Genomic DNA, 24,971 nt, shown 5'->3' with positions numbered 1-24,971 from the left:
TTTTCATGGGGTATCAAATAACCATTGCCTAGACTATTAATTTCACGAGGTTGTCAATCTCTTCTTTCGTACGTTTTTCCGTAACGGCAAAAAGCAGTCCGTCTTTCAGACGCACACCACCAAGGACACCTGCTTCTATAAAACGCTGATAGAGGGTGTCAACATCACCGTCGTACTTCACATAGAACTCATTGAAGAAAGGCTGGTCATAGATCAATTCAAAACGTCCCGTCTTCAACAGTTCGTCACAGAGATAGTGTGCACCGGCATAGGATAATTCCGCTGCTTCCTTCAGACCCTGACGCCCCATCAGCGACATATAGATCGTCACGAAGAGAGCCATCAGACTCTGGTTGGAACAGATATTCGAGGTGGCCTTTTGCCGCCTGATATGCTGCTCGCGCGCCTGCAATGTCAGCACAAAAGCACGCTGTCCTCGATCATCTTGTGTCATGCCGACAATACGTCCAGGCATCTTCCGGATGAGTTTCTCCTTACAACACATATAACCCACATAAGGACCACCGAACAACATTGGGATGCCCAACGATTGTCCGTCACCGACAGCAATGTCGGCGTCCCACTCTCCCGGAGTTTTCAATACGGCGAGATCAGCAGCAATACTATCGACGATAAAGAGTGCTTTCTGCTCATGGCAGGCATCGGCAATCCCCGAGAAATCCTCGACAATACCATAGACGTTTGGCTGCTGTACGATAACACCTGCCACTCCATCGAGAGTCGAAAGTTGGGAGAAGAGGACAGACCGGTCGGTAACACCGTTCTTCGCGGGAATCGTCACTAGTTCGATGCCTTGATGCAAAGCATATGTGTCAAGCACCTCGCGCGTCTTGGGGTTCAGAGTAGCCGACACCAGCACCTTGTCCATTTTCTTTCCCGCTGCCACGGCCATCATCATAGCCTCTGCACAAGCAGTCGTCCCGTCATACATCGAGGCATTCGATACCTCCATACCTGTTAGTTCGGCCATCATCGACTGATACTCGAAGATATAATGGAGCGTACCCTGCGAGATCTCCGCTTGATACGGGGTATAGGAGGTCAGAAATTCCGAGCGCTGCAACAAACCAGATATCACCGAAGGGGTATAGTGATCATACACGCCGAAGCCGGCAAAGCATGTCAGTTGTCTGTTCTGTGAGCCCAACTGTCCGAAGAGCTGTCGCACCTCCATCTCACTCATCGCAGTCGGAATCCGATAGTCGTCCTTGAAACGGATACTTTCGGGTATTTGGGCGTATAGCGCATCTAGCGACGCCACGCCCACCTTCGACAACATCGTCTGAAGATCGTCCTCCGTATGTGGAAAATACTTATAGTCCATATTATTTCTGGCAGAATGCATCGTAGGCCTTGGCGTCCATCAGTTTATCCAAATCGGCCTTGTCGCTGAGTTCTACTTTGATGATCCAGTTCTCAAAAGCATCCTCATTGATGAGTTCGGGCTGATCATCGAGCATCTCGTTCACCTCTACGACGGTACCACTCACAGGCGAAATCAGATCACTAGCTGCCTTCACACTCTCCACGGCACCAAACTCCTCTCCGGCCGTTACCTCATCGTCCACATCGGGCATATCAACATACACCACATTACCTAGCGCATTCTGGGCATAGTCTGTAATACCAATGAATCCGAAATCGCCTTCTACTCTTACAAATTCGTGTGACTCCGAGTAGTAGAGTCCTTCAATTACCTTTGCCATAATATATATTTCCTTATTACTTTTTATACTTTTTCTGATAGAACAATTTCTTCACTACCTTACCAGCAAACACCTTCTTACGGATCTGGATCTGTACCTCGGTATCGAGTTTCGCATAGGCCGCATCGACGAGCGCCATGCACACACTCTTGTCGGTGGAAAGAGTGTGATAACCCGTTGTCACCTCACCAATAGGATCGCCGTTCATGTTCAACACGGGGTATCCATGACGGGGTATCGCCTTATCGAAGAGTTCAATACCCACAAGCTTCTTAGCAGACCCATCGTTCTTCTGCTTCAACAAGGCCTCCTTTCCGATGAATGTCGGTTTCTCAAATTTCACGAACATCGTCAAACCAGCCATCACAGGGGTGATCTCCTCCGACAACTCGTCTCCATAGAGCGGCAGGCCTGCCTCAAAACGCAGTGTGTCACGACAACCAAGACCACAGGCCTGAACACCAGCAGCAATGAGTTTGTCCCAACAGTCACGGATATAGTCGTGCGAGGCATATATCTCAAAACCGTCTTCTCCCGTATAACCTGTTCGTGATATGATAAGACTTTCCTCTGTCCCTTCCTTGTGAGGGAATGAAACTTGAATCGTCTTGCACGTGTAGAATGTCAGTTCAGCACACGATAAGCCTAAGACTGTCTCTACAATATGCTCGGACTCTGGCCCCTGAACGGCTATCTGACCATAAAAGTCAGAACGGTTTTGCAGGTCGATGTCAAAACCAGTTGCATGCTCTTGCATCCACGCCCAGTCTTTGTCGATGTTCGCTGCATTGACCACCAGGAAGAAGTCGTTCTCACCCATCTTATACACCAAGAGGTCATCGACAGTACCGCCGTTTTCGTAGCACATCATCCCATATAGTATCTTACCTATTGGAATGTCTGTCACACTGTTGGTGAAAATGTAGTTCACATAGCGCTCGGCATCCTTGCCCCGCACAACGACCTCCCCCATATGGGATACATCAAAGAGTCCAACATGCTCACGAACAGCCATATGCTCTGGTGCGATACCGGCGTACTGATAAAGCAGAGGCATGTCGAAACCTCCGAACGACACCATTGTCGCGCCCAACGACACGTGCTTATCATACAAACAGGTTCGTTTCTCCTTCCTTTCCAGTTCTTGTTTTATTCCCATTGTTTCTTTGGTTTTTAGTTAATCGGTGGTCTTTCTATCCACCTGTTGCGATCATCTGTTCTATCATTTTCACGTCTGTCGGGGTGAGCATCAATTCGCCTTGACAGAGCGTCCCACGAATAAGCGTCTTCAACTCTTCGAGCGTCAACGAAGTATGATCCTTCAACAGCGTAATACGTTGGCGCACACTTTCAATACCTTTCTTCTCAAGCTTCTCTGGTCCCGGCGTGATGGCGTTCAACATGTGTTCCATCTTGGTATCGTACAGCATCGTACTGTGGACGATAATTCTGCCACTAAGGTGATAACAGGCAGTGCCACACACCTTACGATCACCGATCATAATATCGTTATGACTAGTACCTGTGGCCTTGACACCTGCCTTGTGGAGCACCAATAGAATCATGTTTACAAACTGGTTGAACGCAAAACCAACATTCTCGCCCGATGTAACGTACGACAGCATCAGGTTGTCCATATCGGCATACACACAGCCTCCTCCACTTTTGCGATGAACCACTTGGATGGCATGTTCCCGACAATAGTCGAGGTTAACCTCATTCTCCAACACCTGATTACGACCATAAATAACGGTTGGTTCAACTTGCCACATGAAGAAACACTCGGACTCGTTGACATGACGCGCCACATACTCTTCCATCGCCAAATAGAACGACAGAGGGTAGGTCTCCTCAGACGGTAAGGTGATATATTTCATGTTTTAGGCTGATCGTTTTATGATCTTTCTGCAAAAATATGAAGTTTTTATGTACTATCCAAATCTTTTAGCATTTATTTTTTTAGATTGTAGAAGTTAGGATTTTACACGAATACTTGCGTATAAAAGTATAAAAAAGGTTAAATACCACATCTCTTATGCAAGGTTTCCGGCTCTGCAGTGGTTAGAGTAGAAAAATCATTCTACAAATCGACAAACGAAAATGAAAAAGGTTCTATTTTATCTATTGGGCACATTGGTGCTCGCATTTAGCAGCTGTTCGTCGGGCGACAGTTTTCTGGCACAGATGGGACAGGCATCGCTCAGAAACGTGTGGCACAGCGACTGTCAACACCATACGATGACGCGTAACACGATTACAGAGCCTACCCGACTGAGACTCACCTACCACGAGGATACCCAGTCGATATCGGGCGAGTACCTCGACTTCCGCGTGAACTGCGCCTACACCGACGCCGGCATGAAGATCGAGGTGAAGGACAACGGCATCATCATACTGAACCCCTGGGTCGAGTCGGATAACACGGCCGACTGTATCTGTAATGTGAACATCTACTTCACCATCGAGAACATCACGGCGCAGCGCTTCCACCTGGTGCTGAACCAGCGCACAGCTGTCCTCATGGAGGGAGACGGCACGACCCACGAGGAGACGTGGACCGACTACGACGGCTTCGTGTCGTTCAAGGAGAAGAACACCATCCTGATCACCCCGTCTGAAGAATGAGAAAAGCCCTGTTACTACGGCTCATCGCCATCATGATGGCGATGGGCGCCCTGTGCGGCTGCGGCGACAATGACAGCGACCGGCCCCTAGGCGGTGTCAGGAAGGAGCTGATCGGCACATGGTGCATCACGAGCGCCTTTTCCGGGTGGGGAGGAATGACGGAGTACGAGGCAGGTGATGTCACCGTCACATTCACCGGAAACGGCGAGGCGAGGATCGTGAACCGAAGAGACGACCAGCGTCCGGTGACCACCGGCACACGGTCGTACGAGCTCATCATCATCGAGAGCTCAATCTTCACCCATGAGCCGGTCACGGCTATCGTGTTCAGCGGTCCGGAGTGGACGAGCCAGCCCTTCACCCTCAACTTTGTCGAGGGGTCGCTCCATCTGTCGCAGGAGGCCTTCGATGGCATCGGCTACACCCTGAGGCGCACGGCCCCATAGCACGCCTCGCCGTGCTGACCACTCACTGGCAACTGCGGCGAGTGGATACACTGGATAGTCTGTCGACTCTGAAAATGTTCAGCGTGATTTTTCTATCTCGGCATACTGGGCGGGTGTCATGCCGGTCTGCTTGCGGAAGACGGTCTGGAAATATGAGCGTGAGCTGAAGCCGCAGTGCTCGGCGATGGTGTCGTTGCTCCATTCGGGATGCAGGCGTATCTGCCGCTTGGCCTCTTCGAGCCGCAGGTGGGTGAGCCAAGGATTGAACAACTCCCACTCGGTGGTCTTCAGCCATGCCGTGAGCTGATAGCGGGGGATACGCATGTCGCTGACAACGTTCTGTATGGTGATGCCGCTCTTGAGATGACCGCCCTTCGACAGCCAGCGGTTCACGGCCTGCTCCACATGCAGACGGTCGGCCTCATCGATCACGCTGACGATCGTCTCATCGTTCAGTCCGCCCTCCTCGGCGTTCTCCTCGGCAGCGCTGATGGCCTGCTGACGGGCGTGGTCGAGTCCGTAGCTGTAGAAGCTGATCACACAGTAGAAGATCGTAAAGAAGAGGGTGACGGAGTAGATGATAAGCCACTGACTGGACCAGAAGATCGCTATCGGCGCGAGCACGGCCGAGACTACCAGCATCGTGACGCTGGTGTAGAGCCAGCGTATCAGCTCTTTCTTCTCCTGGTCGTAATAGCCCGCGAGCGCCCGTTTCAGTCGGCGCAGTTCCCAGAAGTCAAGACTGCTGTAATAGATCTGCATGCACAGGTAGAGCACAGCCGACGCCATCTCTGCCTTTCGCAGCTCAGGAGTGTCGGAGAGCAAGGGCTGTCCGTCGGTGATCAGCGCCCATGAGAGCATGATGAGCACGAGCAGATAGGTAACGATGCCTACCGCCCACTCACGTCGCGCGACGCGCCCCTGTCGCAGCAGATAGAGCACGGCCATACTGATACAGATGGCGCTGGGCACGAAGAACAGCAGGTTCACCATGACCGCCTGTGTGACACCCATCTGACGGAAGTGAAGGGTGTACTGCAACAGGAACTGTATGGGTAGCAGCATGGTGCCTGCGGTCATCATCCAGCGTGAACGGCTGTATACCCGATCGCCTGTCTGCCACTGCGGAAGCAGGCAGACCAGCATAGCAGTGAGCGCGCCGGTAAGCACGATGCCGGCGAACTGAATATGCTCAATAGGTATCATTTAGGTCTCTCTTTCTGAATTTGTCTGCAAAAATACACAAAATCAACGGGATACGCAAGAAAAAGGATGTTATTTTTTTGAATTTTCTAACACCCTGTTATTGATTATCTAACACCATTGTTAATTTTTGAACACCTTATCAATAAAGTTTTTCATATCTTTGCGGCCGTTTTTGGTTTGGCCGCGTAGAAATCAACTAATAACAGAGATAGAGATGAAGAAAAAAAGTTTATGCTTACTCACAATGCTCCTGTTGTGTGTGTTTGTGGGAAGTATGAAGGCACAGGAGACCTTAACCGTTTATGAGGGGAGTAATGAAAACGTTTATGTTCCTTTTCGCGTTAAGAATTTTGCGTCGCACACCAAGAGTCAGTATGTGATCCCCGCGAAAGACCTCAGCAGCATGAACGGCGGAACCATCTACTGTATCATGTACTACACCAAGAGCACCTCTATTCCACACACGACAGTCAACAAGGTCGAGGTGTGCATGAAAGAGGTCGACGACACATCGATCAGTCAGTTTGCGACCTTCGACGAGACCGACAAGGTCTATGAGGGCACCCTCGAGTTCACGTCGCTCGGCACGGGCGGTACAGTGCTGATCACACTCGACAAGCCTTATGTCTACAAGGGCGGCAACCTGCTGATAGGTACCAGGAACATCAAGGACAAGAACGGCGACAAGAATGACACCAACACGACGATCACGTTCTATGGCCAGAAGGTCAACGGCGCCGCCGTCACGGGCTGTGCCAGTCTGGAGAGCAACATCAACGTAAACCCTGCGGCGTTCATTCCCAAGACCACCTTCCTGTATGTGCCGAGACCCGTGGTCACCGATCTGACGACGACCCCGACATCGGCGACCGTCGAGTGGACAGGCAAGGTAAGCAGCTATCAGCTGCGCCATGGCAAGATCGCGTTCTTCGACGATTTCGAGAACGGCATGGACCGATGGAAGGTGGTGCGCAACGGCGGCGGCAACGAGGGCAGCGACTGGCACTGCTATCAGAAAGCCAAGGAGAACGAGACACATCGCGGCACACACTGTGCGATGTCGAGAAGCTGGAACGACACACCCTTCACCGTAGACAACTGGCTCATCTCGCCCGAGGTGACGCTGGGCGGTACGCTGAGCTTCTGGGTGCGCGACGACGGCCATTATCACGAGCACTACGAGGTGTATGTCTCGACGACGACCAACGACATCAGCGCGTTCGAGTTGCTGGCATCGCCCGGCAACGCCTCTGCCGAGTGGCAGGAGGTCGCCGTCGACCTGAGGAAGTACGAAGGAAAGAAAGGCTATATCGCCATCCGTAACCAGGATACAGACCAGGACTATCTGCTCATCGACGACCTCGGCATCTATCCGGAAGAGAACGCCTGGACGACGGTGGACGGCGCCACCAGTCCCTATACGATCAGCCATCTGGACACAGACACCTCGTACGGCATACAGGTGAGGAGTGTCAACGCCAACAACGAGACGAGCAACTGGGCGAGCATAGGCTTCATAACCGAAGGCAATCCCATACCCGTCGATGTGACCGTCACATCGACGACCAAGAACACCGCATCGGTGTCCTGGACAGGCTACGGCAAGAGCTACGAGGTAAGGTACAGGAAATCGCCTGCCAGGATCTACCTGTCGCAAGGCTTTGAGGAAGGCCTCGGCGCATGGACACTCGAGAATGGCGTGGATGGCACATCCTGCACCCTGAACGAGGCCGCACACCACTCCGGGAACGTAGGCTTCGCCTTCCACTGGACCACCAATCCTCCGCAGTATCTTATCTCGCCTGAGATGACCGCCGTGGCCGAGGGCACGACACTGCAGTTCTATTACAAGAACCGGCACACCGGCTATACGGAGTCATTCGCCGTAGGCTACAGCTCGACGACGAACGCAACAGACGCCTTCACCTTCGGTGAGGAGAAGAGCATCAAGAACAACACGTGGACACTCTTCAGCGAGGCCGTTCCAGCCGGCACCAGGTATATCTGCATCAAACACACATCGTATGACAAGAACTACCTGTTCGTCGACGACATCATCGTCGCGAAAGCCCTCCCAGGTACCGACAACTGGAAGACGGTGTCGGGCATCACGGCAACGACCATGAGCATCAAAGGACTGGAGCCCAACACCCAGTACGACTTCCAGGTCAGGAGCCTCAGGAGCAGCAAGGACAGCGACGGCACCTCGGAGTGGACGGAACAGCGGTCCTTCACGACCGACCTGGAGCAGCTGGTGCTGCGCGACAATGACGCGGCGGTGGCCGACAAGAACACCGACATCATCAGCCGTAACAACGGACAGGTGGTGAACGTCACCCTGTCGGGGCACACCTTCCACAAGGACGGTGCCTGGAACACCATCTGTCTGCCGTTTGACGTGACAATCAGCGGCAGCACCCTCGACGGTGCGACAGTGCGCGAGCTGACATCGGCCGTCGTCACTGGCACGACGCTGAGCCTGACATTCGGCAACGAGGTAACGACGCTTCAGGCCGGCAGACCGTACATCATCAAATGGGCGAACAACACGGACATGCCCACCATCACAGATCCCAAGTTCGCGGGGGTCATGATCGACGCGACCGACCGCAGGTACGACAACGGTGTGAGCGGCAAGGGATACGTGAGCTTCGCCGGACAGTACGAGCCGTTCGAGATCGTGGCCAACAACGCCGCCCTGAACAGTCATCAAGGACATCAGAACGAGATACTCCTGCTCGTGGCGAACAACACGATCGGCTACTCGAAAGAGCTGCGCACGACCGCTAACGGCAAGGCCCTGCACTGCTTCGGCGGACACTTCTACGTACCCGCCACCGACGGCAAGGCCACCACACGCAGCATCAACGTCGACTATGGCGACGGCACGACGGCTATCATCGGCATACACGACGACAGTGCTACGGGCACGATGAGAGAGGGCTGGTACACGCTCGACGGGCGCCGACTGCCGTCAGCACCCACGAAAGCGGGACTGTACATCAACAACGGCCAGAAGGTAACGATCCAGTGAGAATGAACACAAAACTCGCTCACGTCGGACGTGACATGAGCGAGCTTATATCTGAAGAATCATAAAAATACAACCCTATATGAGCAAGAAAGCATATATCACCCCTGCCATGCAGGTGTACCATCAGCAGCCCTCACAACTGCTCAGCGGCAGCTATGCCGTCAGAGCGCTCGACGAGGACTCTCTGTTCGACTGGTGCAGCAATGGCCTCGACGGCGACGACCGCTAAGGTCCGGATCACATGTCGCGGGCATCGGCGGTGGACTGGTCGACGGGAGTGGTACTGACGTCGATGGAGTCGTCGATCACCGTGATGGTGGCCTGGGCACTCACAGAGGCGTTGGCCCCTATTGTTTTCACGGAGTTTGGGATAGTCAGACTACCCGTTAAGCCGATGCAACTATCGAACGCGTTATTCCCTATCGTTTCAACGGAGGTCCCGATGGTCAGACTGCCTGTGAAGCCGACGCAACCACGGAACGCCTCGTCTCCTATCGTCTTCACAGAGCTTCCAATGGTCAGATTACCCGTAAAGCCGGAACAGCTAGAAAAAGCATGGTCGCCTATTGTCTTCACGGAGTTAGGGATGGTCAGATCGCCCGTCAAGCCGATGTAACTAGAGAAAGCACCCTCTCCTATCTGTGTCACAGTGTATGTGATACCGCCATAATCTACGCTGCCAGGAATCGTTAAAGTCCCGGTAGGATTTGTATCGCCGACATGGCCCGTCACGGTGACGGTGTTGTCTCCGTCGGCGTTGGTTTCATAATTGAGAGATCCCACCGTAAACGTCTCCGCCCACGTGTCTGCGGGGAAGGCCACGATGCCAAAGAACAGCACGGCTGCCAGTCGTGAAAGACTGGATCTGAATAGTTGTAAGGTTTTCATATGTTATTGGTGGTCTGCTAATTTGCTTGCGAAGGATCAGTGAGCCGTGCTCAGTATTCGGTCTTGTCATCTTTCTCCTGCCAGAGGCGGAAGGTACGGATGGCTTCGTCGCGCAGCAGGGGAATGATGGGGACGGTACGCTTAGTGAGCGGCTTGTCGAGTTCCTCGTAGATGAAGTCGTCGGCGAAATCGATGTCGCGGGCATCCTTCCGGGTATTACCGTAGTAGATACGACTGATACGTGCCCAGTAGATGGCGCCGAGACACATGGGGCACGGCTCGCACGAGGTATAGATGGTGCAGCCGGTGAGATCGAAGGTGCCTAGCTTACGGCAGGCCTCACGGATGGTGTTCACCTCGGCATGGGCAGTGGGATCCTGATCGATGGTCACACTGTTGCTGCTGCCAGCGATGATCTCACCGTCTTTCACGATGACGGCTCCGAAGGGACCGCCACCACGCAGCACGCTCTCGTCGGCCAGTCGGATGGCCTCACGCATGAACTGCTTGTCTTTGTCTGTGATCTGTTTCATCGTATGGTCGGGTTATTTGGATTCTGGAAGATAGCCTGCCTGCAGGAAGCGGAGCTCGGCCTCGAGCATCTCAAGTTTCGGCATACGGTAACCTGCCTCACAGGCGATCTCGATAGGACGACTATAGATATAATGGATCTCCATCTGCCGATGGAAATCGTAGTCAAGTTTCATCGATGGAGAATATGGTGTCATGTTGTCGGTCATCTCAATCATCTTGTCGACAAAAGTATCATCGAGGGCTTCGACGCCGAGGTGACGAGCGGCCCCCACGACTTCCATCATCAGGTCGCGAATGAGTCGACGGGTGGCCGGCTGTTTCAGCAGCAGGTCGGTCTGAGTATTCAATGCGACGGCCATACCGTTGAACGGCATATTCCACACGGCTTTCTTCCAACGTGCCTCCTGATAGTCGACGGCACCAGCCTCAACACCAGCGGCATTGAAGTCGGCAAGCAACTGTTGGAACAGATGCTCATCACGGCAAGAGAAATTGCCGAAGTTAATCTGTCCGTAGCACTGGTGGTTCACACGTCCGGGCTCGGTTTTGGCCGAACAAATAAACGCCAGTCCGGCAGCAAGCTGCAAATCCGGGAAGAGTTGCTGCAGATCGGACTCGACACCGATACCATTCTGTATCAGCACAACCAGCGTATGGGGATGGAGCAACGGCCGGAGCATCTCAGGCAGAAGATGGTTGTTGGTCGACTTCAGACAAACAAGCACGACATCGCAGAGAGGCATCTCGGTCGTGGTATGATAAGCGTTCACATGGTCTATATGGAAGGAACCGTCACAAGAGTCAATCTGCAGGCCGTTCTTTTTGACATAGTCATAGTCGCTATGGAACAGGAAATGAACGTCTTGTCCGCTCTTGGCCAGTTTCCCGCCATAATAGCCGCCAATGGCACCTGTTCCTATAATTCCGTATTTCATATCCTCAAAATGCTAAAATAATATCTGCATGCAAAATTAATGATTTTTTTTGTATCTTTGATAAAAAAAGCATATCTTTGCACAAAAATACTGAAGATTAAGTGGACAAAAACGAATTTACACTACTCAACAAGATACAATCCCCAGAAGATCTGCGCAAGCTATCCGTAGACGAGCTACCTTTGGTATGCAAGGAACTGAGACAAGACATCGTGGAAGAGTTGTCGGTAAACCCCGGTCATCTGGCTTCCAGTCTGGGCGTAGCAGAGATTACCGTAGCACTACATTATGTTTATGATACACCCGACGACCGTATCGTATGGGATGTAGGTCATCAGGCCTACGGGCATAAAATCCTGACCGGTCGTCGTGAGCAGTTCTGCACGAACCGCAAGTTGGGTGGCCTCAAGCCCTTCCCTTCACCCACGGAAAGCGAGTACGACACATTTGCCTGCGGACATGCCAGCAACTCCGTTTCTGCGGCGCTGGGTATGGCTGTAGCTGCCAAGTTGGAGCATAACAACAAGCGCCATGTGGTGGCTGTCATCGGCGATGGTGCCATGAGTGGAGGTTTGGCCTTCGAGGGACTGAACAATGTGTCATCCTCGCCCAATGACCTGCTGATCATCCTCAACGATAACAACATGTCTATCGATCGCTCTGTGGGCGGTATGAAACAATATCTGATTGGTCTCAGCACAAATGAGACCTATAATGCCATTCGTTTCAAGGCTGCGCGCTGGCTGCACGGCAGAGGTATGCTCAGTGAGGACCGTCGCAAAGGTCTCATCCGTCTGACGAATGCCATGAAAAGCGCCATCTCGCATCAGCAGAACGTTTTTGAAGGCATGAACATCCGTTACTTCGGTCCCTTCGACGGTCACGACATAAAAGAGTTGGTACGTATCCTCCGTCAGATGAAGGATATGAAAGGGCCGAAGCTGTTGCACCTGCATACACAGAAAGGGCACGGCTATGCACCGGCCGAGAAGGATGTCACCACCTGGCATGCGCCGGGCAAATTCAACCCAGACACTGGCGAACGCCTTGTGGACAACGATCCCAACAAGCCACAGAAATATCAGGATGTGTTCGGGCATACGCTTCTGGAACTGGCCAAACAGAATCCGAAGATCGTCGGTGTGACGCCAGCCATGCCATCGGGCTGTTCAATGAATATCATGATGAAGGAGATGCCCGATCGTACCTTCGACGTAGGCATCGCTGAAGGGCATGCCGTCACGTTCTCAGGTGGTATGGCTAAAGACGGACTGTTGCCCTTCTGCAATATCTATAGCGCCTTTGCACAACGTGCATTCGACAATATCATCCACGACGTGGCACTGCTCAACCTGAACGTGGTGCTCTGCTTCGACCGCGCAGGGCTCGTAGGCGAGGACGGAGCCACCCATCATGGGGCCTTCGACCTGGCTGCCCTCAGGCCGATACCCAATCTGACCATCTCGTCGCCAATGGATGAACATGAGTTGCGCAGGTTGATGTATACCGCACAGTTGCCCGACAAGGGACCTTTCGTGATACGTTACCCAAGAGGCGGTGGTGTGCTGCAGGACTGGCGCTGCCCGTTTGAGGAAATTGCCGTAGGCACAGGTCGTAAGTTGAAAGACGGTAGCGACGTGGCGGTCCTGAGCATCGGTCCAATTGGAAATAATGTAACGGAAGCGATTAAAAGGATGCAGGCGTCGGGAGACAAGAGTCAGGAATCGGTCTCCGTGGCCCACTATGATATGCGTTTTCTGAAGCCTATCGACGAGCAGATCCTCGAAGAGGTGGGAAAAAAGTTCCGTCGTATAGTCACCGTCGAGAACGGTACGAAGAAAGGCGGACTAGGTTCGGCTGTATTAGAGTGGATGAACGATCATGGCTATCATCCAGAGGTGATACGTCTTGGATTACCAGACGAGTTTGTAGAGCACGGAAAGGTGTCGGAACTACAGAAGATTGTTGGTCTCGACGAGGAAAGCATTATCAAGGCCATCGTCAGCTGAGAATTAAAAATCCGAGATGATATAATTACGATTTGTCATCATTAATTAGAACGATATGAAGGTTGTAATAGTCGGTGCAGGTGCCGTTGGTACTCATCTGTCGAAACTGCTGTCGCGCGAGCATCAGGACTGTGTGCTCATCGACGACAATGAGGAGAGGTTGGGCGCACTCAGCGAGTATGACGTGATGACCTATAATGCGTCGCCCACGAGCATCAAGGTGCTGAAAGAGGCCGGGGTGCAGCATGCTGATCTTTTTGTGGGGGTTACCCCCGAGGAGACGACCAACCTGACGGCGTGTATGATTGCACATCAATTGGGTGCGAAGAAAACCGTAGCCCGCATCGACAACTACGAATACCTGAGTCCACAGAATAAGGAGTTCTTCAGGAACATGGGCATCGACTCACTCATTTACCCAGAGGTGCTGGCCGCCATCGATATCAACAACGGTCTGAAACTCTCTTGGGTGAGGCAGCGCTGGGACGTGCACGACGGGGCCCTCACACTACTCGGCATCAAACTACGCGAGACGGCAGAGATCCTCAACCAGCCGTTGCGCGACCTCTGCGGTCCAGACGATCCCTATCATATTGTGGCTATCAAACGTGACGAGGAGACGATTATCCCTGGTGGACTTGACGAGTTGCGTGTAGGCGACCTGGCCTATTTCATGACCACACAGGAGTACATCCCTTATATTCGGAAGATTGTGGGTAAGGAGCACTACGCCGACGTCAAGAACGTCATCGTGATGGGCGGTGACAAAACATCGGTCAGAGCTGCCCTGACAACTCCCGACTACATGAACGTGAAAATCATCGAGAAAAGCGCTGAACGTTGTGAAAAACTCAATGAACTCCTTGGCGACAGTGATACGATGGTGATCCATGGTGACGGACGCGACCTCGGCCTGCTCGAGGAAGAAGGCATCCGTAATACACAGGCTTTCGTAGCTCTCACCGGCAATGCCGAGACCAATATTCTGGCCTGTCTGACGGCCAAGCGCTTGGGTGTACGTAAGACGGTGGCCATGGTAGAGAATCTGGACTACGTGAAGATGGCCGAGGAACTGGATATCGGTACGATCATCAACAAGATGACTATTGCTGCTAGCCATATCTTCCAGATGATGCTCGATGCCGACGTGAGCAACCTGCGTTCACTGATGCTCGTCGATTCAGAGGTGGCCGAGTTCGTAGCCGCCGAGGGTTCAAAGGTGACGAAAAAACCTGTAAAGGACCTCGGACTTCCGTTTGGTACGACCATCGGCGGACTGGTCCGCAAGGGTGTCGGTATGCTGGTCAACGGTAACTCACAGATCGAGGCAGGCGACTCCGTCATGGTTTTCTGCCATGAGGCAAAACTCAACAATATCGAAAAATTCTTCAAAAAGAACGCGATATGGTAAATTTCCGTATCATCAGTAAGATCATCGGCTCCCTGCTGTTTATCGAGGGATTCTTCATGGCCTGGTGTGTAGCCCTCTCGTTCTACCATCATGAGGACGACTGCTACGCCTTTGTGCTATCGATGTTACTGACATTCGGAAGTGGTTTCTTTTTCCTTTATTTCGGTCGTAATTCAGAGAACACCCTCAGTCGTCGTGATGCCTACGTGGTTGTGACCGCCGCCTGGGTTGTTTTCTCGTTCTATGGCATGTTCCCATTCCTCCTTCATGGCTGTATTCCCAGTGTAACCGATGCTTTCTTTGAGTCCACATCAGGTTTCACCACCACAGGAGCGACGATCCTAGATAACGTGGAAGTACTCCCACATGGCATTCTGTTCTGGCGATCGTTGATGCAGTGGATTGGCGGATTGGGAATTGTATTCTTCACCATCGCCATCCTACCTTCTCTGGTAGGTGGAAGCGTGAAAGTATTCGCCGCAGAGGCCACCGGTCCCATCAAGGCAAAGATGCACCCGCGACTATCTACCACAGCCAAGTGGATATGGAGCATCTATCTTCTGCTCACCGTCGCATGCGGTCTGTCGTTCTTGTGTGCTGGTATGAACTGGTTCGAGGCTCTGAATTACTCCATGACGACGACGGCTACAGGCGGATTCGCCATCCATAATGAGAGTACGGAGTTCTTCCACTCACCCACCATCGACTACATATCGATCATATTCCAGTTTCTATCGGGAATCAACTTCACATTATTATATGTGAGCACCATTAAACTGAAGCCGAAATCGCTGTTCACCAACTCCGAATTCAAGTTGTATATCAGTATCGTTTTTGGAGCAACATTATGGATCATGTACCTTCTCATCAGCAGGATGGGCTATGATCTGGAACACGCATTCCGGAGTTCTTTGTTCCAAGTCGTCTCCTTTATGACCACCACCGGTATGTTCAATGAGGATGCAGGCACATGGCCTCACATCACATGGGTCATCTTGGGTGTCGTGATGTATATGGGAGCATGTGCCGGTAGCACGAGTGGCGGTTTCAAGTGTATCAGAGGTGTGATGCTGCTGAAAGTGGTACGCAACAATTTCCGCCAGATCTTGCACCCGAACGCAGTATTGCCAGTGAAGGTCAACGGACAGAACATTCCCCAGTCGAAACTTATCGCCCTATTCGCGTTCTTCACACTGACAATTATGATGGTCATTGTCACCGCTACGATTATGATTGTGGCTGGAATAGACAACACAAATGCTATCACGATAGCCTTGAGTTGCGTCAGCAATGTCGGTCCGACCCTAGGTACACAGATCGGTCCTGTTATGTCATGGTCAATCCTTCCCGACTTCATCAAGTGGATCCTCTGTCTGCTCATGCTCATGGGCCGTTTGGAGATTATGACCGTACTGGTACTCTTCACGCGTAGCTTCTGGAAAGAAAACTGATTTTATAAATACCATAAACAATACCAAGACAATGTACAAATTTGAACCTTTACTGAAACAGACGCTATGGGGGGGCGACAAGATCATCCCCTTTAAGCATCTAAACACACATCAGGAGTGTGTTGGCGAGAGTTGGGAGATTTCCGGCGTCAAAGACAATGAAACCGTCGTGGCCAATGGGAAACACAAAGGTCTCACGCTGAATGAACTAGTACAGACAGAGAAAGACCTCCTTGTCGGCAAGGAGAATTACCAGCGCTTTGGCAATGAGTTCCCGCTGCTCATCAAGTTCATCGATGCCCGTCAGGATCTCAGTATCCAAGTACATCCCACAGACGAGGTAGCCCACCGTCAAGGCAAGGGTCACGGTAAAACCGAAATGTGGTATGTCATGGACAGCGCCCCCGAGGCCAAACTTTACAATGGTCTGAAGAGACAGATCACACCGGAGCTGTATAAGCAGATGGTGGCCGATGACACGATTTGCGATGCTCTCGCACAATATCCCGTCAAGGAGGGCGATTGTTTCTTCATCCCTGCCGGACGAATCCATTCTATCGGTGCCGGCTGCTTCCTCACGGAGATACAGCAGACCAGTGATGTCACCTATCGCATCTACGACTTCAAACGCAAGGATAAAGACGGTAACTACCGTCAGCTTCACACACACGAGGCTTCAGAGGCCATCGACTACGCCGTTCTCGACAACTACCGCACGGAGTATACACCGCAGAAGAACGAGGGACAGCAACTCGTAGACTGTCCATACTTCACGACAGCTGTCTATGACCTCACTGAGCCAATGACGATCGACTACAACGAGCTTGATTCGTTCGTCATCCTTATCGCAGTGAAGGGTGAAGGCACGCTAACTGTCGATGGTGAGGAGACGACCTTCCAGACTGGCGACACCATACTACTCCCCGCCACCACCGCAGAGGTGAAGGTCAACGGTTCCGTTAAGTTTCTAGAGACTTTTGTATAATGAATAATATATAGTTGATGGCATATACATTATATATGCCATCAACTATCATCTATAATCGTTCCCCCAGATAATACGTATTGAAAGCATCCCTTCAATGCTTAAGGTTATCATAAATCATTATCAAGGTATCGTCTCATATCATCCTGCACCCGACGAAACTGCTCAGAGAGCATATAGCCGCTGTTCTTCTTGAGCATCGCCTTGACATCCTGCAGCGAGTTCTCGTAGCATGACATCTCGTTGCGCTTCTGCGTCCGATGTGCCGTAGCATGGTATATCTCGTTCTGCCGTTCCTGTCGCAGCAGGTTACACACCTTCGACAGAATCGGTGAGACCACCGTGTCAAACAGATGATGTCCCTGTATATATAAATAGGTGGTCTGCGGCGTCACCCCCAGTGCCAGGAGATCGTCCTTGGTCGCCAGATACTCCTCCTTCGCGTCAGGGAACTGCCGCTGCAGGTCGTTGATCTTCGTATGCACCTTCCTCCTGACGTTCGCCACCGACGGCCATGGGTTATGTACACTGAAACCGCCGGGATCAGCAACCCTATTAAAGTCAGAGATCGAGAATTTCGGATAGTTTCCATTACGGTAGAACATGATCGACCACACGAACAACGGGAACAGTGCCTCACTGAACTGACGGAAGTACTCTTGGAAGTCGAAGATACGATGATCGTTCAGCGTCACCGACACACAGACATTATGCAGCGACGGTGCGTAGCACTGGAAGTTCTCGATGGCATAGACATACGTATGGAACACATACGGACTCTCCAGCACCCGTCGCGACTGTTGCGTGCGCCCCTGTATCAAGTAGTCGTAATCTGCATCCACACAGGCTATCATATCCTTGCCAAGAAGCAGTTCCGAACTCGGCTCCCCAGTCCGTTGCCCCTCCCCCTCGAGGAAGTTCATCAACACCGACTTCTTCCCCCTCGTGAGGTTCACCTTTGAAGGTAGCATCACCTCGAAGTAACGCTTGTCGTTCTCAAACTCACTAAGAACGGTACGCCAGAAGTAGATATCATCATAGCTCTCGACATAAGCAACAATCCTACGCCGTGCCTTTTTCGAGGTGAGCGCATTCGCCGCCTCGAAATACCTGTTGTTAATATTTCCCCTTAAACGATGAGACATAACACCCGTACGCGCTCCCAGCCTCCTTATACTGTGATGTCCGACACTTCCGTGACACTATCCATCCAACCGTTCATCACCACTGCCGGCGAGTGCGTCGTTAGGATAATCTGTACGTTGGGATTCAACTCAAGACAAAGATCGATGAGCCGTTTCTGCCACTCGAAATGTAGTGATGCCTCCGGTTCGTCCATGAAGAGCACATACGGCAGATTATCCTCCACGAGCACCGTCAGCAGGATGGCTAACATCTGCTTTTCGCCGCTCGACAACTGATAAGGCAACAACACCTCACCAATCTGCGTGAAGCGTAACTCGTTCTCCGTCCGTATGATCCTCTTGCCCGTATCTTCGAACAGTTCATCTACGATATCCTGAAAGCGTTTCTTCTTCAGCGAAAGCTGTTGTGCCGCCTCGGCATCACCTTTCTGCAGCAGTTCTATGATACGGTTACCGATGTTCACCTGATAGTCCAGATACTTCCGCTGCAGGTTGTACAACTGGATATCCAGCAGGGAGCCACCCCCAACACCAGCCAGTGCCGAGAGCGCTTGCCTCAGGAACCCCTCTCCTTCGGAGAGTGTCTGCGAAAGGTTCGAGTCGAGCGAGCGTATCACATCATATCGTATCCATTTCGCATCGGCCGGCACCACATCGAGCTTTACGCCCTTGAGCATGTGCGAGGGAAACTCCCCGCCAGCCGTCAGTCCTTTCACCACCTTGTTCAAGATTGTACTCTTGCCCACTCCGTTGATACCACTGAGGATGTTCACCTGTCGGTTCAGATCCCAGATAATGTGTTTCTTCCCGCTCCATAGCGAGTCGATCTCTATCCGTTTGATATATTCAGCGTACTTTGGCATAGTCGTCAGTTTTTATTGGCATCAGTCTATCAGCCACGTTTCGACCACAAATATACAAAAAATCCAGAACCCTCCAAAGGAATTCCGGTTTTTGTTTGCTTAAAAGATAATCTTGACTTTAGCCAAGAAGCGTTATTATTATCTAGACACATGAATATATGGCAATTGTCAAAATTCTCTATTTTACATATACTATTATATTGGCGGAGTCCATTTTTGTCATATCAGGATTGAAAAATAGGAACATTAGCGCATCAAATATGCATCTTTAATGTCTGAAAATGCATCTTGCAACAGCGTCCCACAATATGCAAACCGCTATATATTAGAATATTACAACTTATACCACTAAAAAGTCAAGTATCTGCTTTTGCAACGTTATTTGTTTGGTTTTAAGAAATAATCTACCGAATTTTGAGGCACAAAAAAGATGTTTTTTATCTGCAACGATTAAAATATTACTATTCAAAAATTAAACTATGGATATCTATAACAACAAAGAAATGAAAACCAGAGAGTGTCCATACTGTCACCAAATCATCTCATTAAAGAGATGTATTAAGTATTGGTTTCGCGGAACTAATTATTCAACCACGTGTAATCATTGTAATAATAGGGTAAAATTAGAAAAAGAGCCATTTCCGTTTATGTATAGCGTATTTGCAGGCCTCTTAAGTATTTATTTACCTATGAATTACTTCCTATATTTTTCTAAAATGCCTTTTTTGAAATCATTGCTTTATAGTCTACCTTTCGTTATAGGCTGTCTTGTCGTGATTGCAGTTTTGATTCTTCGTAGATTATTCTTCAAAAGAGATTCATAATTATGATACGTATTGCCTCAGAAAGTCTGAGGTGTCAATTAACTAATTATAAACTATAAATTATGAAAAAGAGTTTTTTTAAGAAAGCTATGACGCTCGCAGTTGTATGCGCCATTTCTGTTGAGTCTGCATGCCTCATTAAGGAGAAACAGAACCAAGAAGCTCAGGCTTATGTTGGCATTGGCTACTTGGCAGCTAAGGAAGGCGCAAGTGCAGAAGCATGTGCCATTATTGGTGTTGCTGGAGTCTGGGAAAGTGCCGTTCAGGGCTTCGCATGGGGTGCTGCCTTTGGAGGTGTAGCAGGTGCTGCTGCTGGCGCTATTGCAGGTCTTTAAGCATAAATTGAATAGCCATATGATAAAGAAATATGGATTTCTGACAATTCTTATTTTGGCCTATCTTATTGGCTATGCTATTGGCTTTTTCAGTGGTATGGATGATTTCCATACCACTGGATCTGGCCAAGGCGAAAGTCAGTCTATTTCTTTGTTCGACTTACCTATTCATGAGCGTTTTTTTGAAATATTTAAGAACAATATAGTCGTTTCGTTTAAGAATATGCTATTGGGAGCATTAAGCTTTGGTTTGTTCTCGATAATATATACTTTCTATAATGGCTTTTGTTTTGGGTTAGTGTCTGGAGCAAGTTCTCATGTATTATCATTATCGGAGATCCTTGGATCAACATTACCACATTCTTTCGAGTTCATAGGTATTGTCTTATATGGGGATATTGGCTTTTTCATTTCAGTATATGCATTTACACACAAGCAAATATTGACAAAGAAAACATTGTTGTGGATGTTCATTATCGCTACAATGATTATCTTATTTGCTGCAATTATTGAGAATTATGTTTCAATGTCAAATTAATAAACTTTCCGGGGGAATTATTCTTTCGATTATTGTGGTATTGCTCAGTTCGCTTTGTTCGTATGGAATTACTGAGTATTGTAATCATCTGCAATTTGCATTATTGCAATTAAATGATATACCTTTCTCCTATAGAATGCTCTTCAAGATGTCAAGTGGTATTGCAGCATTGGTTCCATTGATGATATTCATGTTTCTCTATTTTACATCAGATATGATGCTCAACACCGTATTTGAAGAGAAAGTGGATAGACGTTCTTTGCTAAGTATCATAGGAATATCGTATATACCAATGTTGATATATCAATACATCTTTTGGTATAACCTTATAACTTATTGCGCAATCGGAAAATTGGCTGATGCTAAGGATCTCTTGTCTGTGCCATTTATGTATGATCTTAAATTGAAAGATTTTGAGTTTATTAATCTTGTATGTTGGGGATTGATATATCTGATCGTTATTCTGTATTTAATTTTTAAGGACAAGAATGTTTTTAAAGTTATAGGATCCATACTTCTTCCTTCTATGATAGTGGCGTTGACATATTATATTATTTCGATATAGTAAACAATATAGCCTCAGAAAGTCTGAGGTGTTAATTAACTAATTATAAACTATAAATTATGAAAAAGAGTTTTTTTAAGAAAGCAATGACGCTCGCAGTTGTATGCGCCATTTCTGTTGAGTCTGCGTGCCTGATCAAGGAGAAGCAGAATCATGAAGCTGAGGCTTGGGTAGGCATTGGCTACTTGGCAGCTAAGGAAGGTGCTACTGCAGAAGAAGGTGCTGTAATCGGTGTCGTAGGAGTAGCTGACAGTGTTATTCAGGGTGCTGCCTGGGGCGCTGCCTTTGGTAATGTTGCAGGCGCTGTTGCAGGCGCTGTTGTAGGTCTTTAATGTAAATTACAAATTTGTTTCAATGGTGTGATAATCTTTCACGCCATTGATTCATTTCCTGATACCATCACATGCAAACAAAGCATCGGCTATTTATAAAAGCATTATAAGGTAAGTTGAGAAAATGGTTTTATTTACAAAAAAGGATCAAATGAAATATCGTATGTTACTATTGGCAATATTTCTGCCACTAGTGTTGTTCGCAAATGCGGAGACTAAATCAGAACGTATTCCTGTTCAAGTAAAGTCGTGTAAATTTTTAGTAACGGTACCAGAGGGCTGGGATACAATTCCTCATAGTGCTTTTGTAAAGAAATTGGATGAGAAAGCGGTTGTCTTAGCTCTGTACCCGAAGGGGACTGAATATTTTGAAGATAAATACGTGCTTCTATCCTTCCAGCCGACGGTTAAGAGTCTTAATGAATTCTCTTTTGAGACAATTGTAAAAGAGCTGAAAGAGATGAACGATAAAAATCGCAAGTTTGATTCGGACTCTATTCATGTCATTTACAACGGGATGGATACGTTCTCTAATGACGGTAAATTGGGAGTAAGCATGTCTTTGACTGTTTATAATGATTCTTCGAGTATTAATTGTCTACAGAATCTGTTGATGTCAAAATTTGGTTATATAAGTATTACATGTTATAATAAAGAGCAAATGACATCAGATTTTGAAGATATTGTGCAGGAGATTATTAAAGGCATAAATATTGATATCGATTATCTTTATATTGAACCACAGGAGAAGTCTGGTTTTACGTTCACGAATGTTGCCATAGGCTTAGGGGCTGGCATCCTTATTTTCCTAGTGCTGATGTTTTTTGAAAATAGAAAAAAGAAATGAAGAAACTGCTTAGCATATTATTCCTCATTCTATTTGTCTCATTGCATATTTCTTACCCTGGCACTTCTGTGGTAAGCTATGCCGCCTTTTTTGTAGTGGCAATAGTTCTTACATGTGTGACTATGCGGTGTATACAGGGCCGATTTATTAAGGACTTTTGGCATGGAAACACACTTGCCTTATTATATCTGTTGTTCTTGATTGCTGATTGGATAATTAGAGGGAATGCTTATGGCTCAGTTTATTGTTTCTTTGTAATAGTCTGTTGGCTTTTGTTCATATATTGGGGAAAACTTTTCGAAAGTCGGTATATTCAGAGAATAGTTCTCTGCTCCATCATCGCATGTGCGTGGATTGAGATAGCTGTGGGCTTCGGACAGCTCTATGGCCTGATGGAGAATAGTAGCTCTTTCTTCCAGTTTGGTGGTTCTCTAGGCAATCCGGGGGCTTATTCGGGATATCTGAGTGTTATATTCCCAATGGTTCTTTCTGTTTATCTGATCTATAGGCGACATAGAAAGAATGAGGATCTGCAAAATGTTCTTTTGGCATGCCTCATCTTTATGCTTGTTCTTATCGTCTTGTCCCGTTCCCGTGGAGCGTGGCTGGCATGCCTGATAGGATGTGTCTTCGTGATAGAGCACTACTATGGCGTGCTGAGATCTATCCGTAAGCATTTTAGTTGCGCCCAACGTCTCGCTTTATCCGTCTTATTAGGCGTGGGACTACTTGGTGGGGCATTCTTCCTCTATAAATTTAAGGCTGATTCTGCCGACGGAAGGCTGCTTGTATGGAAAGTGGCGCTTCAGGCTCCCCGTGAGAATATTTTATTTGGTGACGGGTTATGTTCGTTTGAGGCGAACTATAGTCGCTGGCAGCGCGATTATTTTGCCTCAGGCGAAGGGACGGAAAGAGAGAAATACCTCGCCGATTACGTGACATGTGCCTATAATGAATTCTTACAGGTGTTTATCGACCAAGGCACCGTCGGTATGTTGCTGTTCTTCGGCGTCATATTATTCGCTCTACTACGAAAGAAGTCACACTGTTCGCATGTCTTTATTGGGGCAAAGGCGTCTTTGTTGGGATTCCTTGTGCTATGTTGCGTCTCTTATCCTTTGCGTATTCCGCTGTTGTATCTTCATCTGATAATTGTCTTGGCTTTGCTCTTGACACAGGAGAGCACTTCGCGTCAACATATCGTAAAATGGATGAATTTTGTGATGCCTGTATGTATATTGATTGCGACAGTTTTTTTCTCCATGATGGGCTTGTGGATGATATATGGTATTCGATTACTTGAAAAGGGATTAGAAAGAGCAGCCCATAATGACTGGCCTGGTTCTATCGCCCAATTTCAGAAAGCATATCCGATTATGAACAACAATGGTTCTTTCCTTTTCTGTTATGCGATGACTTTAACATCAGCAAATAAACCAGAGAAAAGTATTGAGATGTTGAAAAGGGCAGAAACGAAATCCTCGAATCCTAGCATTTATAACTTGATGGGTGAGAATTACAAAAGTACCAGGAATCTCATGGCTGCAAAAGATGCTTATCAGAAAGCGGTAAATACGGTGCCCTCTCATTTGTATTCTCGATATAAGATTGTTGGGCTACTGATGGACATGGAGCACAAAGAAGAAGCTCGTGAACTGGCAAATGAGATCCTGAATATGAAAGAGAAAGTACCATCAGTCGCTGTTAGAGAAATAAAAGACGAGATGCGTCAAATAGTAAAAGAATCATCTAATAAGAATCGATAATAATGAAAAAGCTTTTGTATAGTCTTGCAGTTCTTGTCGTATCTACGACATTTCTTTCCTGTGGTGGAGATTCTTTGGAGAAAGCATTAAAACTGGCGGGTGACAACCGTCAGGAGTTAGAGAAAGTGCTGGATCATTTTAAGAACGATCCCGACCCATTGAAGTATGAGTCGGCCAAATTCCTGATTGAGAACATGCCCTACCATCACGCATTATATGGTGAGATTGCAGATCAGTATGCGAAGGCTTATGCAGCAATGGGGACGCATGCCGCTGAATATCGCGACAGTGTGGTCAATGCAGAGATGCAACAACTTTCCGGTCAGGCTGCCATGAAGGTCTCGGATATTAGAAAGATAAAAGCCGAATTCCTGATCAAGGCGATAGATGATGCCTGCGATCTTTGGGCAAAAGTGAACTGGAAAAACGAGTATGATCAATCCACGTTCTTTAATTACGTATTGCCATACAGGCTTTCCGATGAACCTGTAAGTGATTGGCGACA

The 24,971-nt window shown here is 48.8% G+C and carries 23 protein-coding genes and 1 pseudogene; 14 read left to right on the top strand and 10 right to left on the bottom strand.

Annotation, left to right across the window (positions count from 1 at the left end):
- Positions 1–28: 28 nt before the first annotated feature.
- From gcvPA to BLU99_RS08800, 4 genes are read right to left on the bottom strand one after another with little or no spacing between them, the layout of a single operon-like run.
- Positions 29–1,345 (bottom strand): aminomethyl-transferring glycine dehydrogenase subunit GcvPA, encoded by a 1,317-nt coding sequence (gene gcvPA / locus BLU99_RS08815; protein WP_091901598.1) that lies wholly within the window; start codon positions 1,343–1,345, stop codon positions 29–31.
- A 1-nt stretch (position 1,346) separates the two neighbouring features.
- Complete coding sequence (gene gcvH / locus BLU99_RS08810; protein WP_091901200.1) at positions 1,347–1,727, bottom strand: glycine cleavage system protein GcvH; 381 nt, start codon at positions 1,725–1,727, stop codon at positions 1,347–1,349.
- Positions 1,728–1,743: 16 nt separating this feature from the next.
- Entirely contained in the window at positions 1,744–2,886 is a 1,143-nt protein-coding gene (gcvT, locus tag BLU99_RS08805; protein WP_091901198.1) for a glycine cleavage system aminomethyltransferase GcvT, read from the bottom strand.
- 34 nt (positions 2,887–2,920) lie between these two features.
- On the bottom strand, positions 2,921–3,604 hold the full coding sequence (locus tag BLU99_RS08800) for a lipoate--protein ligase family protein (RefSeq protein WP_091901196.1): 684 nt from the start codon (positions 3,602–3,604) through the stop codon (positions 2,921–2,923).
- A 223-nt stretch (positions 3,605–3,827) separates the two neighbouring features.
- Here BLU99_RS08800 and BLU99_RS08795 point away from each other — a divergent pair, with 223 nt between their 5' ends.
- Positions 3,828–4,352: a hypothetical protein gene (locus BLU99_RS08795; RefSeq protein ID WP_144006120.1), complete on the top strand. Its 525-nt coding sequence runs from the start codon at positions 3,828–3,830 to the stop codon at positions 4,350–4,352.
- Positions 4,353–4,570: 218 nt separating this feature from the next.
- Entirely contained in the window at positions 4,571–4,798 is a 228-nt protein-coding gene (locus tag BLU99_RS12170; protein WP_144006119.1) for a hypothetical protein, read from the top strand.
- 78 nt (positions 4,799–4,876) lie between these two features.
- Here BLU99_RS12170 and BLU99_RS08785 read toward each other — a convergent pair whose 3' ends face one another.
- Entirely contained in the window at positions 4,877–6,004 is a 1,128-nt protein-coding gene (locus tag BLU99_RS08785; RefSeq protein ID WP_091901189.1) for a helix-turn-helix transcriptional regulator, read from the bottom strand.
- 214 nt (positions 6,005–6,218) lie between these two features.
- Between BLU99_RS08785 and BLU99_RS08780 the strand changes: the two genes are divergently transcribed.
- Positions 6,219–9,038 carry a choice-of-anchor J domain-containing protein gene (locus BLU99_RS08780; protein WP_091901187.1) on the top strand — a complete coding sequence of 940 codons (2,820 nt, stop codon included), beginning with the start codon at positions 6,219–6,221 and terminating at the stop codon, positions 9,036–9,038.
- Positions 9,039–9,117: 79 nt separating this feature from the next.
- Positions 9,118–9,267 (top strand): hypothetical protein, encoded by a 150-nt coding sequence (locus BLU99_RS12300; protein WP_176771101.1) that lies wholly within the window; start codon positions 9,118–9,120, stop codon positions 9,265–9,267.
- A gap of 8 nt (positions 9,268–9,275) precedes the next feature.
- Here the strand turns inward: BLU99_RS12300 and BLU99_RS08775 are convergent, their stop codons facing one another.
- From BLU99_RS08775 to BLU99_RS08765, 3 genes are read right to left on the bottom strand one after another with little or no spacing between them, the layout of a single operon-like run.
- Complete coding sequence (locus BLU99_RS08775; protein ID WP_091901185.1) at positions 9,276–9,926, bottom strand: leucine-rich repeat domain-containing protein; 651 nt, start codon at positions 9,924–9,926, stop codon at positions 9,276–9,278.
- Positions 9,927–9,976: 50 nt separating this feature from the next.
- Complete coding sequence (locus BLU99_RS08770; protein WP_091901183.1) at positions 9,977–10,459, bottom strand: nucleoside deaminase; 483 nt, start codon at positions 10,457–10,459, stop codon at positions 9,977–9,979.
- A 12-nt stretch (positions 10,460–10,471) separates the two neighbouring features.
- Positions 10,472–11,395: a putative 2-dehydropantoate 2-reductase gene (locus BLU99_RS08765; RefSeq protein WP_091901181.1), complete on the bottom strand. Its 924-nt coding sequence runs from the start codon at positions 11,393–11,395 to the stop codon at positions 10,472–10,474.
- Positions 11,396–11,496: 101 nt separating this feature from the next.
- Here BLU99_RS08765 and dxs point away from each other — a divergent pair, with 101 nt between their 5' ends.
- The 4 genes from dxs to BLU99_RS08745 are packed head-to-tail and all read left to right on the top strand — an operon-like array spanning position 11,497 to position 17,251.
- Positions 11,497–13,404: a 1-deoxy-D-xylulose-5-phosphate synthase gene (dxs, locus tag BLU99_RS08760; RefSeq protein ID WP_091901179.1), complete on the top strand. Its 1,908-nt coding sequence runs from the start codon at positions 11,497–11,499 to the stop codon at positions 13,402–13,404.
- A gap of 55 nt (positions 13,405–13,459) precedes the next feature.
- Positions 13,460–14,815 (top strand): Trk system potassium transporter TrkA, encoded by a 1,356-nt coding sequence (gene trkA, locus BLU99_RS08755; RefSeq protein ID WP_091901177.1) that lies wholly within the window; start codon positions 13,460–13,462, stop codon positions 14,813–14,815.
- Complete coding sequence (locus BLU99_RS08750) at positions 14,809–16,266, top strand: TrkH family potassium uptake protein (RefSeq protein ID WP_091901175.1); 1,458 nt, start codon at positions 14,809–14,811, stop codon at positions 16,264–16,266. Before trkA ends, BLU99_RS08750 begins: the two co-directional genes overlap by 7 nt.
- A gap of 31 nt (positions 16,267–16,297) precedes the next feature.
- The gene (locus tag BLU99_RS08745; RefSeq protein WP_091901173.1) at positions 16,298–17,251 is read left to right on the top strand and encodes a type I phosphomannose isomerase catalytic subunit; all 954 of its coding nucleotides are present in this window, start codon (positions 16,298–16,300) and stop codon (positions 17,249–17,251) included.
- Between the two features lie 110 nt (positions 17,252–17,361).
- Here the strand turns inward: BLU99_RS08745 and BLU99_RS08740 are convergent, their stop codons facing one another.
- Positions 17,362–18,396, bottom strand: coding sequence for a DUF4435 domain-containing protein (locus BLU99_RS08740; RefSeq protein WP_091901171.1), 1,035 nt, complete (start codon positions 18,394–18,396; stop codon positions 17,362–17,364).
- A 26-nt stretch (positions 18,397–18,422) separates the two neighbouring features.
- Positions 18,423–19,259, bottom strand: coding sequence for an AAA family ATPase (locus BLU99_RS08735; RefSeq protein ID WP_091901169.1), 837 nt, complete (start codon positions 19,257–19,259; stop codon positions 18,423–18,425).
- A gap of 886 nt (positions 19,260–20,145) precedes the next feature.
- Between BLU99_RS08735 and BLU99_RS08730 the strand changes: the two genes are divergently transcribed.
- From BLU99_RS08730 to BLU99_RS08700, 6 genes and pseudogenes are all read left to right on the top strand, one after another.
- Positions 20,146–20,418 carry a hypothetical protein gene (locus BLU99_RS08730; protein WP_091901167.1) on the top strand — a complete coding sequence of 91 codons (273 nt, stop codon included), beginning with the start codon at positions 20,146–20,148 and terminating at the stop codon, positions 20,416–20,418.
- Positions 20,419–20,437: 19 nt separating this feature from the next.
- Positions 20,438–20,956, top strand: coding sequence for a stage II sporulation protein M (locus BLU99_RS08725; RefSeq protein WP_091901165.1), 519 nt, complete (start codon positions 20,438–20,440; stop codon positions 20,954–20,956).
- A 651-nt stretch (positions 20,957–21,607) separates the two neighbouring features.
- The gene (locus BLU99_RS08715; protein WP_218128546.1) at positions 21,608–21,853 is read left to right on the top strand and encodes a hypothetical protein; all 246 of its coding nucleotides are present in this window, start codon (positions 21,608–21,610) and stop codon (positions 21,851–21,853) included.
- 151 nt (positions 21,854–22,004) lie between these two features.
- Positions 22,005–22,700, top strand: coding sequence for a hypothetical protein (locus tag BLU99_RS08710; protein WP_144006118.1), 696 nt, complete (start codon positions 22,005–22,007; stop codon positions 22,698–22,700).
- On the top strand, positions 22,697–24,466 hold the full coding sequence (locus tag BLU99_RS08705; protein ID WP_091901157.1) for an O-antigen ligase family protein: 1,770 nt from the start codon (positions 22,697–22,699) through the stop codon (positions 24,464–24,466). The genes BLU99_RS08710 and BLU99_RS08705 overlap by 4 nt, the downstream gene beginning before the upstream one ends.
- A 2-nt stretch (positions 24,467–24,468) precedes the next feature.
- Positions 24,469–24,971, top strand: a pseudogene (locus BLU99_RS08700) (hypothetical protein); the annotation flags it as partial.

It is taken from the genome of Prevotella sp. lc2012 (assembly GCF_900107065.1).
GTDB lineage: Bacteria > Bacteroidota > Bacteroidia > Bacteroidales > Bacteroidaceae > Prevotella.
The sequence above is the reverse complement of the archived record's forward strand: the minus strand, read 5'-3'. Positions and strand labels throughout refer to the sequence as shown.